Source organism: Sphingobium baderi (genome assembly GCF_001456115.1).
Classification (GTDB): Bacteria; Pseudomonadota; Alphaproteobacteria; order Sphingomonadales; family Sphingomonadaceae; genus Sphingobium; species Sphingobium baderi_A.
The window spans coordinates 680,946-694,129 of record NZ_CP013264.1; the positions used below are offsets into that span (position 1 = coordinate 680,946).

A 13,184-nucleotide genomic window follows, 5' to 3' on the forward strand; every position below is an offset into this window, starting at 1 on the left:
TGCGATGACAACAGTATCGTCCGACTTCTTCCGTGCTCACTTTTCCGCGCAGGAGTTCAGAATCGGCGTTATCACTTTCACATGCGCGTCGATACGCTCGAGCACCTTCGCAGGGACGACGGCGCGCTCCGGCAGATGCCACCAATGCTCATTGACGCGAGCCACCGTCTCCACGACGGCTTGGAGAACCGCTGGCTCGGGCAGCCTGGCGCGGTTCGCGAAGTATTTCCAGCGCGGCGCCGATAGCGCCTTGAACGACCGTTCGCCGCCAAGCGACAGCGCCATGCTGTCTGTGGGAATGTAAGGGATGGTCGACAGCATGTCGTAGATCGGCGCGAGCGCGGGCGTGCCGCCGTCATCACGATAGATCAGCGACCAGTTCTTCAGGTGCATGTCACCATTGCCGGTCACCACCGCCAGCGCGAGCCGGCGCACAAATTCGAGCGCGGCGGCAGGGGATACGGCCGCGTTCACGGCGGCGGCCACATCGTGATAGGCCGCCCCCTCATATTTGCGGGAGGGATAGACGCCAAACACCTGGGCGAAGTCCTCGATGTGGATCCTCTCACCCTGTGGGCCACGGTCAAAACGCCTGATGAGAAGAACCTTGCCTTCCGACAGCGTGTCGAAATCCTCCGGTATTCCCTCAAAATCGGATTTCTCGACCAGTTCGCGCTCGGGCACGTCCATGCCGATCGCGGCCGCCAGGGCGAGATTGGCAAACTCGTTCTCGGACACGCCAGGAAATGCCGTGGAGGGGAACTTCGCGATGTATTGCCCCTGGTCGTCATCGAGCGGAAGCGTCAGGCCGCCCCCCTTGCCAGTGTTCTTCATCACCGACAGCTTCATCTGCACGCCCGCGAGTGAGAAACGCGCCTTCGGCTTTCCCTTTGCACTGTCCTGCGACGTTACTTTCGTGCCGTCACTCGGCAGGACCCGGACGGCTCCCGGCAGATCCGCGCCGAGCGCCGCCAACAGGTCGAAATCATTGCCCGGACGGACGGCGCCTGCATGATGCTTTTCCATCGCCTCGCGCAGCTTGTCCTCTGGTAGCAGGTTGGCGAAGAAGGCCGGCAATGCCCCGCTCACCGGCTTGGGATCCTTGCGCAAGCCCCCGGTGGCCGCGCGAAAGGACAGGCTGAGGATCGGCACACCGCCAGTCGTCCGATACGCCTCGTCAAAGCTGAACGCGTTGAAGTCACCGGGCGTCCTGACGATCACACCGACCTTCAGAGCATTCAGGAACACGTCCAGGGACTGGATCGCCTGAGGTGCGTGAGAAGTCTGAGTCATGAGGTCCGCCTTCAATCGGGCTGTGAAACAAAGGCGGGCAAGTCGTCGTCGTCACGCGGACGCATCAATGCCCGGACGGCCGGGACCATCGCTTGCGGCACCAGCATCATCTCCAGCCCGAGCGCACGGGAGACATTCATGAGCGTCGTTGCGCGCGCTGCAGCAATGCCCGTTTCGATATCGCGATAACGTGGACGGGATATGCCAGCCAGATCGGCCACCTGTTCTTGCGTCAACCCGGCCGCCAGCCTCGCCTGCCGCAGGAGGTCGCCGAGTTCGCGCAGGGTTTCGGATATAGCGTTCACGGTGATCCTTATACGATTCAAAATGAAATCACATGAAGCGTTTGCATATTTTGCTTCGGCCAGCACGTCAAATTTGAATGATCCCTTTTCATATCATATAGACAGAGTAAGATATGTAAACGTATCATGATTTGGATAACGTCTGCCCGTTCAGGAGCGAAGAGAACAAGCGACTGGTAGCGGCGAGGCGCTGGGAAATCGCATCTTCAGGGTCTGGCGGCCTATGATCTGTCCGAAATTTGCAGCTGTATTTCGGACAGCGGCGGCTCCTCACGCCGGGTCGAGCGCTTCGGGATGTGCAGATTTCAGGTTATCGTTCTGCGCAAAAATTGGGTTTTCCTGTTTGGAACGATCGGAATCATGCCATCCGAATCACCCGCCTGATTGACCTGCTTTCAGGTCGGAATTTTCCGTCCAAGGACTCGAACCTCCGAAGCAAAAAGTCCCAGGGTATCGATTATGGTATCTGCCGGCGGAAGGCGCAGTATGATATTGAACTTTAATAACAAATTTGCCGTTTTCGAGTCCTCTTCTGGCACCATTTGTTCTCCAAGCGATTGATTTCCTTGGAACATTGCCAAAATTTGTGCCTTCTTCAACGTAACCGGCGCCGAATGGGATAGGACCCGTTGAGGCAGAATGCTGCCTCGACGCGCTTGCGAAGAAGAAGGCAATGCGCTGGCGGTACTCGCTGGGAAGGGGAACAAGAGCGCGGCCTTATAGTGGCCCCGCTCATCAATCCGGTGATGTTTGTCGTCAAGTTTAACGGCATTGTGATCACACTTATTTTCCAGCGGTCATCCTGGCATGTTTCTCATCGAGAGGGTTTCCGCCCGGCCCGATGCCCGTCGCGCGCCTGCGGAGACTTTGCGATGACAGGTCGTCGAAAATCGGTTATCGGAGCATCATGGTCCGTCGGGGTTTCATTCTTTTGTGGATGATCGTCGCGTCGCTTACTGCGGCGTCGGTGGTGCATGCCAACGAAACGGCCCCTTCGTCCATCATTGAATGTTCTGGCTATGTCCATAGCGATGGCGACGCCGATCAATCGCAAGGTGACGCCGACAAGGCCATCCCGCACCATCATGGCAGCTGTCATGGCGCAGCGTCACTGTTGCCCAGGGCGATCGTGCCAATTCTCTTCGACATCAAGGCTGCTCCAAAATCTGCTGCCATGTCCAAGGCGCTTGGCCGGTGGACACCCGGGCCTGACCTAAGGCCTCCCATAGCCTGATTGACGCTCAAACGACTGTTCCCCTGCTTTAGGCGGGCGGGCAGCTGGACGCTTATCAGTCAGGATTTCATACATGCACAGGATCATTGCGGCCTTTCTGGCCGCCGCGTCTTGCGTCGCCATCTCGCAAGCGCAGGACAATATTGCGGCAGGGCAGCCTGCACACGCAGCCTTTACGCTCGACCAAGCTGTCGCCATCGCTGGCGGCAGCGCCCCGGCTGCCGATGCCGCTCAGGCCGGCATAGAAGCCGCGCAAGCCGCACGCACGGTAGCCGGCCTTCGTCCGAACCCGCAGCTTCAGTCGCAGGTCGAGAATGTCATCGGAACGGGCCCTTATAGCGGCGTTCGTCAGGCCGAGACGACCGTCGGCCTCAATATTCCGATCGAACTTGGCGGCAAACGATCCGCCCGGATCGCCATCGCGGACGCCCAGTCCAATCGAGCGGCAATTGTAGCGGCCATCACACAAGCGGACATCCGCCTGCAGGTCACGGCGCTGTATATTGATGCTGTTGCTGCCGAACGGCGGGTGATGACGGCGCGCGATCAGTTCCGGATCGCAAAAGATGCACTCGACGCCGCCAAGATACGCGTTCAGGCGGGCCGCGCCTCTCCGCTTGAAGAACAGAGGGCGGATGTCACCAAGCTGAACGCCGAAGCTGAAGTGCAGAGGACGCAACGCCTCGCCGAAGCCGTGCGCGCCAATCTGGAGCGCCGGATCGGACAGCCGATTGCGGGCGCGCTGGATGTGTCGGCTCTCGATCATCTTCCACCTGCAGCCTACGGGCCAACCATGGTGGCCAGCACCGGAACCCTGGCGTTGGCGGCCGCTGACGCCGATCTGGCCATCGCGGATGCTGGCGTGCGGCTCGCCCGGTCGCAACGCATACCGGACGTGACGGTCGGCCCCGCGGTTCGGCGGCTTTCCGCCACCAACGATACGGCCGCCATCCTGTCTGTCTCCATACCAATACCGCTATTCAACTCGGGACGGGCTGCGGTTGCCCAGGCGAGCGCGCAGCGCAGTCAGGCGGAGGCGCAACGCCGCATGACGGTGCTCGATATCGACCAGGCGATTACGGACGCACAGGCGGAAGCCGATAATGCGGCAACCGCCGCACGCAATGCAAGTGGCCCAGCGCTCGCCGCGGCGCAAGAAGCCGCGCGCATCGCACGCATAGGCTATCGTGAGGGGAAGTTCGGCCAGCTTGACCTTCTCGATGCCGAGCGAACCCTTTCCCAAACCCGTCTCGCCGCGATCGACGCGCTCGCATCCTATCAGAACGCCAGGGCACGGTTGGAGCGCCTGATCGCTCCCGCGCCCGTACAAGGGAATTAATCCATGAAAATCACGAATAAAATCGCGCTTCTGCTTCCAGTCGCGCTTGCATTCCTGCTCGCAGGATGCGGCGGCGGCACCGGAGGCGAGGCAAGCAATGAGGCTATGCCCGCTTCGGAAAACGCCGGTGGCGCCGCCGCTCATGCCGATGAAGGCAAGATCACTTTGTCGGAAGATCAGATCACTTCTGCCAGCATCCAACTGGGCCGGCCGATGACAGGCGGCTCGGGTACGCTGGAGCTACCCGCAATCATTGAAGGCGATCCGCAGGGAACACAGGTCGTCTCCGCAGCGATCGGGGGACGCGTCGTTTCACTGACCCGAAACCTGGGGCAATCTGTCCAGCGCGGCCAGATCCTTGCCATCATCGAAAGCCGCGAAGCGGCACAACTTAAAGGCGAAGTCGAGGCCGCGCGCGCGCGCCTGGCGCTGGCCAACTCCAATCTCGCCCGGGAGCAGCGCCTGTTCGCTCAGCGCGTATCGCCCGAACAGGATCTTATAGCTGCCCGAACTGCCGCGATCGAGGCGCGCATTGCCCATCAACAAGCCCAGAGTCAGGTGTCTGCCGCAGGCGGCGGTGGCGGCGATCTCAACCGGCTCGGGATTGCAGCCCCCCTTTCAGGGCAAGTGATCTCGCGCAGCGTCACTCTCGGGCAGACCGTGGCGGCCGACGCGGAACTCTATCGTATCGCCAATCTGTCCAACGTCTCAATCTCACTCAATCTTCAGCCTGCCGACGCGGGTCGGGTGAAGCCCGGCAATATGGTGCTCGTAAAGGCTGCAGGCCGCCAGGCCACCGCGCGGGTAAGCTTCGTTTCCCCCGCCCTGGATGCACAAACCCGATTAGTGCCGGTCATCGCGATGCTGAAAAATGGCACGGGCCAGTGGCGTGTGGGTGAACCGGTGACGGCATCGGTCGAACTTACCGACAGCGGCGGGGACGGCGCGATCCGTGTGCCGACCACCGCAGTCCAGACCGTCGAAAACAAGCCGGTGGTGTTCGTCCGCACCAAGACTGGCTTTCAGATAGTCCCCGTCACCCTTGGCGACAATAGCGGCAGCAGCGTGATTGTCCGCTCCGGCCTCAAAGGCACCGAACAGATCGCCACGACCAACAGCTTCACGCTCAAAGCCGAACTCGGCAAGAGCGAAGCAACGCACGAGGATTGAGCCTGTGATCGCCTCCATAGTCAATTGGGCGGTTCACAGGCGCTGGCTCGTCCTGCTCCTGACCGCCATCGCCGCCGTTATCGGCGGCGTCGCCCTGTACCAACTCCCGATCGATGCGGTGCCGGACATCACCAACAACCAGGTGCAAATTAATGTCCGCGCACCCGCCCTTTCGCCCGAATTGGTGGAAAAGCAGGTAGCTTTTCCGATCGAAACCGCTCTCGCGGGCATTCCGGGCCTTGAAAATACCCGGTCGCTCAGCCGTAATGGCTTTGCACAGATCACGGCCGTTTTCGACGAATCCACGGATATCTATTTCGCGCGCCAGCAAGTCGGCGAACGGATGAGCGGCGTCGCGGAAAATCTGCCCGAGGGGGTCAACCCGGAAATGGGTCCGATCTCCACGGGTTTGGGCGAGGTCTATATGTGGACCGTCCGCCTCGAACATCGCAGGGACGACAAGCATCTGCCTGGCGAGCCAGGCATGCAGCCGGACGGCAGCTACATCACGCCGGAAGGCGAGCGGTTGACCAGCGATGTCGACAAGGCGACCTATCTCCGCACAACGCAGGACTGGATCGTCAGTCCGCTGCTCAAGAACACCAAGGGCTTGGCCGGCGTCGATTCGATCGGCGGCTATCTGAAGCAGTTTCAGGTTGTTCCCGACGTCCAGCGGCTGGCCACGCTCGGCCTTACCTTGACCGATCTCGGCATGGCATTGGAGCGCAATAACACCAGCGTGGGCGGCGGCTTTGTCGATCGCAATGGCGAAGGCCTTGCTGTCCGCTCCGATGCATTGATCCGCAACGCCAATGAGCTTTCGCACATCGTCGTCGCGACCCGGGAGGGCGTGCCGATCACCCTCGGCCAGGTGGCTACGGTAAAGACCGGTCAGGCCATCCGCATGGGCTCGGCATCGGAGAATGGCACTGAAGTTGTCGTCGGCACCGCCATCATGCGGATCGGTGAAAATAGCCGCAACGTCGCGATCGCAGTTGCTGACAGGTTGCAGGAAATCAATGCGTCCCTGCCGCCAGATGTCATCGTGCAGCCAGTGCTCGACCGGACGGCGTTAGTCAATTCGACCATCAAGACGGTCGCGAAGAACCTCAGTGAAGGCGCGCTGCTCGTTATCGTCATACTCTTCGCTCTGCTCGGCAACTTCCGTGCCGCCCTGATCGCGGCTGCCGTGATCCCGGTCACCATGCTTCTGACGGGCTTCGGGATGCTCCGTTTTGGCGTTTCGGCCAACCTGATGAGCCTTGGCGCGTTGGACTTTGGCCTGATCGTCGACGGTGCGGTCATCATCGTTGAAAACGCCTTGAAGCGCATGGTCGACCGGCAGCACCATGAAGGCCGCCTGCTCACCATCCAGGAGCGACTGGCAACCGTGGCGTCCGCCGCCCGCGAGATGATCCGCCCTTCAGTCTATGGTCAGGCGATCATCATCCTCGTCTATGTGCCGCTGCTCACCCTCACCGGGGTCGAGGGCAAGACTTTCGTGCCGATGGCGCTGACCGTCATCATCGCGCTGGCCTTCGCCTTCGTCCTTTCCCTGACCGCCGTTCCCGCGGCGATCGCCATTTGGCTTTCCAATCGCATCGACGAGAAGGAAGGCCGCATCATGGGCTGGCTACGCAAGCGGTATGAACCCGGCCTGGAAAGGGCCATGGGCCAGCCCACGCTGACTGTTGGTGTAGGGATCGGCGGTTTCGTAGTGGCCATCGCTGCTTTCATGTCGTTGGGCCAAGTGTTCCTGCCCCAGCTCGACGAAGGCGACCTGCTGATCCAGGCATTACGTATCCCGGCGACATCGGTTCAGCAGAGCCAAGCGATGCAGGTGCCCATCGAAAAGATGATGGCAAGGCAGCCGGAAGTGAAGTTCGTCTTCTCAAAGACCGGCACCGCCGAACTGGCATCGGACCCGATGCCGCCCAACGCCACCGACATGTTCGTGATTCTCCAACCGCGCAGCAAGTGGCCAGATCCCGGCCTCAGCAAGGCAGACTTGATCGCGCGCCTTGAAAAGAATCTCAGCAAATTCCCGGGCAATGCCTATGAGATCACGCAACCCATCCAGATGCGGTTCAACGAATTGATCGCTGGCGTTCGCGGCGACATCGCCATCAAGGTGTTCGGCGACGACTTCAACAGCATGAATGCCACCGCCGAGAAGATCGCCAGCGTTCTTCGTCGGACCCGGGGTGCAGCCGATGTGAAAGTCGAGCAGACGACCGGCCTGCCGATGCTCGACATTCGGGTCAATCGCGACGCGATGTCGCGCCTCGGCGTCACGGCACAGGATGTGCAGGATATTGTCACGGCCACTCTGGGCGGTCGGGAATCCGGGGTGATCTTCGAAGGTGATCGGCGCTTCCCGGTCGTTATCCGCCTGACCGACGCTCAGCGGGCGGACTTCAGTGCCTTGCAACAGGTGCAGTTGTCGGCGCCTAATGGCCAGTTTGTGCCGCTGGCCAGTGTCGCCGACATCCAGGTCGTGGATGGTCCCAATCAGATCAGCCGCGAAAATGGCAAACGCCGGGTCGTGGTGCAGGCCAATGTGCGGGGCCGCGACATTTCCAGCGTTGTCGGAGATGCCCAGGCAGCCATCGCTAAGGAGGTTCGCCTTCCCGCGGGCGCCTATCTGGAATGGGGCGGCCAGTTCGAAAATCTCGCCTCCGCGCGCGAGCGGCTGCAACTCGTGATCCCGGCCTGCTTCATCCTCATCCTCATGCTGCTTTACGGCGCCTTGGGGTCTGCCCGGGATGCGGCGATCGTGTTCACCGGTGTGCCGATGGCGCTGGTAGGCGGCGTGCTCGCGCTGTTCCTTCGGGGCATGGATTTCTCCATCTCTGCGGCGGTGGGGTTCATTGCGCTGTCCGGCATCGCGGTGCTGAACGGTCTCGTCATGGTGTCGTCTATCCAGGAGCTGATGCGAAAGGGCGTGGATCGGGCAGAGGCGGCCCGCACCGGCGCTATCCAGCGGCTGCGCCCCGTGGTGATGACCGCACTCGTAGCTAGCCTTGGCTTCGTACCGATGGCCTTGGGCACGGGAGCGGGGGCGGAAGTACAAAAGCCCCTCGCCACGGTCGTTATCGGCGGCCTTATCTCGGCTACCCTGCTGACGCTTTTCGTGCTGCCGACGCTTTATGCGCGATGGGGCCGCCGCGAAATGCCACTCGATGAGAATCTGGATGATGAACCTCATCCTCTGCTGGAGGGATCAGAATCACCACAGCCGCAACCCTGAACTGGCGCGAGGGCGCAATCTGCGCCCTCGTGTCTGGAACACGCGCCGCTGCGGCCTCTGGCCTGAACGCGCGGCAAGCGGCTCCTACAAATCGAACCTTGATATAAGACTTGCCATCGCCGCTTCGTTGCTCGCCATGATCGGCTTCGGGGTGTTCAAAGAACTTCAGCCGACACCGCTGGACAGATTCAGCCAACCGCCTTGCCACTTGTCTGGCGAGCCTGATCCTTTACTAAGCTTTCCATGGCAGCGCGGACAAAGAGACAGGTGGTGGTCGCAGGCGCTTCGGGCTTTGTCGGCCATGCCGCCGCGCGCCAGTTTGCAGCCAGCGGCTGGGACGTCATAGGCCTGTCCCGCAACAAGCCGTTCGCTGACATTCCCGGGGCGACATTCCTGCCGATCGACCTGCGTGATGCGGATGCGTGCCGCACGCTCGCGGCGTCGCTGCCGGATGCGACGCATCTGGTCTATGCCGCCGTCAACGAAACGCCGGGCGATCTGGTGGCCAGCTGGTCCGACCCCAGGCACGCGGAACGCAACGGCGCCATGTTCGCGAACCTGCTTGACGCATTGATCGACCATGCTCCGGGGCTGGAACAGGTGACGGTCGTGCACGGCACGAAGGCTTATGGCCCGCATGTGCCCGGCTGGCACATACCGGTCCCGCTCAAGGAATCGCATGCCCGCCCGCCGATCGACGATTTCTACTTCCGGCAGGAAGATCATCTGCGCGCCCGCGCCAGCAAGACGCTGCGCTGGACGGTGTTTCGCTGTCCCTCCATCGCCGGCGGCGGGCCGGGCGGCAATCTGAACGCCTTCCTTGCCATCGGTGTGTTCGCCGCGATCCGGCGGGCCGAAGGGCTGAATCTACCTTTCCCGGGCGCTGCGGACAATCATGGCATCATGGAAGTGATCGACGTCGATCTGCTGGCCCGCGCGATCGAGTGGGCGGCCATGGCGCCCACGGCCTGCAACGCGACTTTCAATATCGCCAATGGCGACGTTTACGCCTGGCCTGACATGTGGCCGCATCTCGCGCGCATCTTCGGCATCACGCCCGCTGGACACGATCCCATGTCGGTGCGCGCCTATATCCAGAATCGGGGGGCCATCTGGGCAGACATCGTCCGGCAGCACCGCTTGAGGGCATCGGAAGACGTGATGGCGTTCCTGGGCGAATCCGGGGCGCTGGCTGACTTCCTGCTGGGCAATTGCCAGCGCACGATGCTGACCAGCACGGTCCGGCTGCGGCAGGCCGGCTTTACCGACTGCATGGATACCGAAGAGCGCATGGCATATTGGATCGGGCGCTGGCGCGAACAGGGCCTGCTGCCGCCAGCCGGGTGAGCGGCAAAGGGGGGGAAGGGCGCCCTATGGATTACCGGACGCCGATCAGGCTCTGGCGTCGGATACGAGCTTGAGCTGGCCGCTCTGCTTGAGCGCATCGATGACGATATCTCGCGCCGATCCGTAATAATCCTGAAGCAGCGCGATCGCCCGGTCGCCGTCGCGCGCCAGAACGGTGGTGATGAATTCGCCCTGGAAGGCGTGCAAGCGGGGCTTGTCCTGCGCTACCGGCATGCAGAGCTGCCGGTAGCGCGCAGCCTGTGCATAGAGAAGGTCGTGCATCCATAGCAGCCATTCATTCTGACACCCGGCGACCAACGCCTTGTGGAAGGCGCTATGCGCTTCGGCGAACAGATCGTCGGCCGCAGGCGATCCGTCCAGCGCCTCCAGTCGCCGTTCCATGCGATGGCAAGCCGCCAGCAGATTCGATTCCCATTCGACATCGCCGCTTTCCATCGAAGAGCGCAGACACAGGGAATCAATCGCGGTGCGGGCCTCCGTCACTTTGACGAAATCCTCGATCGCGAGATCGGCGGCGCGAAAGCCCCGGTTCTGCTCCGACTTGACCAGCCCTTCCGCAATAAGCCGCGACAACGCCTCCCGCACCGCACCGGGGCTGACCTCCAGCGACTGGGAATAGGTGGATACGTTGATGCGGTCGCCCGGCTCAAGCCGGCAGGACAATAATTCGGCGCGCAGCCGGTCATAGGCCTTGAGGGTCTGGTTGCTTTCAAGGAGCGTCATGCTGGTTTGGCTAGCATGGACACCGCCTCCTCGCCAGCCCCGTTTTGCCGTCAAGTGGATCAATTATCTTTGATTTGACATATCATATTTTTTTCTTGACGAAATCGTCGATCAGTTCGATTAAATCGCCAATCGGCGCCAGTCCATGCGCCGCCATGTCGATCGAGTGCGATCCCGGGACACATCGGACGCTCGAAAAGGGGAGAATTGAAATGCGCCATCCAACCGCAACCTATCTGTCCGGCTGCGCCATCGCGGCCATGCTGCTGCCGTTGGCCGGCACGGCCTTTGCTCAGGACGAGCCCGCAATAGAACGGCCCGCTGGCGACGACATCGTCGTCACCGCGCGCAAGGTCGCGGAAAATGTGCAGGACGTGCCCATTTCGATGACGGCGATCGGCGGCGCGGCCCTCGAACGCCAATCGGTTCAGAGCATCGCCGACGTGCAGCAGCAGGTGCCCAACCTGTTCCTGCAGGAATCCGCTTCGGAACCCCAGGCGCTCAACCTGTCCTTGCGTGGCCAGCGGCAGAACGACATCCTGCTGACGGTTGATCCATCGGTCGGCATTTATGTCGACAATCTTTATTATCCCCGCACGATGGGCCTACGCAACGCATTGGTCGACGTCGCACGGGTCGAGGTGCTGCGCGGACCGCAGGGCACGCTTTATGGCCGCAACACGACCGGCGGCGCGATGAGCATCTATTCCAACGATCCGACCGACCAGATGGGCGCTTCGGTCGAGGCGAGCTATGGCAATTATAATGCCTGGGAGCTGATCGGCATCGCCAACGTGCCGCTCGGACAGGATGTGGCGCTGCGCGTGGTGGCGCAGCATCGCGAACATGACGGCTATGGCGAGAATGCCGCCGGCCAGGATCTTGCGAACGAGAATTCCACCTATCTGCGCGCCAAGCTGAAGGCCCAGCTGGGCGACCGCATCACCGCGACGGTCAGCGGCAGCTATCAGCGCGGATCGAACAACGGCCCGATCGTGAAGCTTGCCGGTCTCGCGCCGACCGCGATACCGGGCGGCAACGCCGTCGCGGAGGTCGCCCTGGAACTGGGCCTGCCGCTGACTGCCGAAGGCTTGACCGAGGCATCGGGCATTCTTGCCTCCTATGTGGGGGGCGATCCGTACAAGAGCGGGGTGCTGGGCAATACCAGTTCCTTCTTCGAATCCTGGAGCGTGGGTCTCGACCTCAATTTCGAGATCACCGACGATATCAGTTTCCGGTCGATCACCGGATACCAGCATCTCAAGCGGGCGAATTACAGCGACGCCGACGGAACGCCATTCGACATCATCTCCGCCGAGCGCCTGACGCCCCAGGATGGCTATTTCAGTCAGGAATGGCAGGTGCTGGGCAAGACCGGCATCCTGCAATGGGTGGCCGGCGTCTATATGGGCCTGGAATCGGGCCGCGAATATTCCCCCTCCGTGGCCCTTCCGATGCTGAGCGCAGCCAATCCTTCGGTCACCGACGGACGGGTGCGGAACAACACCTATGCCGGGTTCGGGCAGGTGACGGCGGAACTGGCGACCGGCCTGCGCCTGACGGCGGGCGCGCGCTATTCGGTGGACGACCGGCAGCTCATCGTCGCCAACACCACAGCGGGCCTGTGCGCCGTGCCTAAGGGCGGCTATGCCAGCACGATCGCCGGTGGGCCCAACAGCCAATGTCCGCGCAAGTTCAGTACGACATTCTCCGACCCGTCCTGGCTGGTCTCGCTCGATTACAAGGCGGCGCCAGGCATATTGACCTATGCCAAGATCGCACGCGGCTATCGCACGGGCGGCTGGAACCTGCGAGGCCGCAATACGATCGAGGGCTTTTCCTCCTTCAATCCGGAAACAGTCACCGAATATGAAGTGGGCTTCAAGTCCGACCTGTTCGACCGGATGCTGCGCCTCAACTTCGCGGCCTATTATGACGACTATAAGGGCATCCAGCGTTCCGCATCGGTAGCGACCGCGGGCGGGCCGCAAACCTTCGTCAATAACGCCGCAAGCGGACGGATTCAGGGGTTCGAACTGGAATCGACCCTGCATCTGGGCGACTTCACCCTCAGCGGATCGACTGGCCTGACCGACGCGAAATATAAGAGATTCCTGACCGCGACAGGCGACCGGTCGCACGAAAGCTTCGGCATTCCCAAATGGACGGCGGGCCTGAGCGGCCGTTATGTCGTGCCACTGGAATCGGGCGATCTGGCCTTCCAGCTCGACGGCAGCTATCGCTCGAAGATCGAACTGGTGCCCGAAACGCCAACTGTCAGCCAGGTTACGCAAAAAGCCTATGCGCTGGTCAATGGCCGCATCAGCTATGAGATCAAGGCATGGGATGCCGAGGTCGCGATCTTCGGCCGCAACCTGACCGACAAGGTTTATTATGAGATCGCCAGCAATCTGGAGTCGTCGATCGGCTATAACTATCTCATAACCGGCGATCCCCGCACCTTCGGCATCAGCTTCAAGAAGAAGTTCGGGGGCATTTGAA

8 protein-coding genes are annotated in these 13,184 nt (G+C 61.6%); 5 read left to right on the forward strand and 3 right to left on the reverse strand.

Annotated features, from left to right (window positions below; genetic code table 11):
* Positions 1 to 36 precede the first annotated feature (36 nt).
* Both ATN00_RS03510 and ATN00_RS03515 read right to left on the reverse strand, forming a co-directional pair.
* Positions 37 to 1,308 carry a type II toxin-antitoxin system HipA family toxin gene (locus tag ATN00_RS03510; RefSeq protein ID WP_231746377.1) on the reverse strand — a complete coding sequence of 424 codons (1,272 nt, stop codon included), beginning with the start codon at positions 1,306 to 1,308 and terminating at the stop codon, positions 37 to 39.
* Positions 1,305 to 1,664, reverse strand: coding sequence for a helix-turn-helix domain-containing protein (locus ATN00_RS03515; protein WP_231746378.1), 360 nt, complete (start codon positions 1,662 to 1,664; stop codon positions 1,305 to 1,307). The genes ATN00_RS03510 and ATN00_RS03515 overlap by 4 nt, the downstream gene beginning before the upstream one ends.
* Before the next feature lie 1,241 nt (positions 1,665 to 2,905).
* Between ATN00_RS03515 and ATN00_RS03530 the strand changes: the two genes are divergently transcribed.
* From ATN00_RS03530 to ATN00_RS03545, 4 genes are all read left to right on the forward strand, one after another.
* A complete protein-coding gene (locus ATN00_RS03530) occupies positions 2,906 to 4,171 on the forward strand; it encodes a TolC family protein (RefSeq protein WP_062062197.1) in 1,266 nt (421 codons plus the stop codon).
* A 3-nt stretch (positions 4,172 to 4,174) separates the two neighbouring features.
* Positions 4,175 to 5,341 carry an efflux RND transporter periplasmic adaptor subunit gene (locus ATN00_RS03535; RefSeq protein WP_062062200.1) on the forward strand — a complete coding sequence of 389 codons (1,167 nt, stop codon included), beginning with the start codon at positions 4,175 to 4,177 and terminating at the stop codon, positions 5,339 to 5,341.
* 4 nt (positions 5,342 to 5,345) lie between these two features.
* On the forward strand, positions 5,346 to 8,591 hold the full coding sequence (locus ATN00_RS03540; RefSeq protein WP_062062202.1) for an efflux RND transporter permease subunit: 3,246 nt from the start codon (positions 5,346 to 5,348) through the stop codon (positions 8,589 to 8,591).
* A 270-nt stretch (positions 8,592 to 8,861) separates the two neighbouring features.
* Positions 8,862 to 9,938, forward strand: a complete 1,077-nt coding sequence (locus ATN00_RS03545) for an NAD-dependent epimerase/dehydratase family protein (protein ID WP_062062207.1) — start codon at positions 8,862 to 8,864, stop codon at positions 9,936 to 9,938.
* Between the two features lie 45 nt (positions 9,939 to 9,983).
* Here ATN00_RS03545 and ATN00_RS03550 read toward each other — a convergent pair whose 3' ends face one another.
* Positions 9,984 to 10,682, reverse strand: a complete 699-nt coding sequence (locus ATN00_RS03550; RefSeq protein WP_062062209.1) for a GntR family transcriptional regulator — start codon at positions 10,680 to 10,682, stop codon at positions 9,984 to 9,986.
* A gap of 212 nt (positions 10,683 to 10,894) precedes the next feature.
* On the opposite strand from ATN00_RS03550, the gene ATN00_RS03555 reads away from it, so the two are divergent.
* Positions 10,895 to 13,183 (forward strand): TonB-dependent receptor, encoded by a 2,289-nt coding sequence (locus ATN00_RS03555; RefSeq protein WP_062062212.1) that lies wholly within the window; start codon positions 10,895 to 10,897, stop codon positions 13,181 to 13,183.
* The last annotated feature ends 1 nt before the right edge of the window (position 13,184 follow it).

Coding starts and splice junctions, on each gene's coding strand:
- ATN00_RS03535 (WP_062062200.1), top strand. CDS start 4,175: ATGAAAATCACGAATAAAATCGCGCTTCTGCTTCCAGTCGCGCTTGCA.
- ATN00_RS03530 (WP_062062197.1), top strand. CDS start 2,906: ATGCACAGGATCATTGCGGCCTTTCTGGCCGCCGCGTCTTGCGTCGCC.
- ATN00_RS03550 (WP_062062209.1), bottom strand. CDS start 10,682: ATGACGCTCCTTGAAAGCAACCAGACCCTCAAGGCCTATGACCGGCTG.
- ATN00_RS03555 (WP_062062212.1), top strand. CDS start 10,895: ATGCGCCATCCAACCGCAACCTATCTGTCCGGCTGCGCCATCGCGGCC.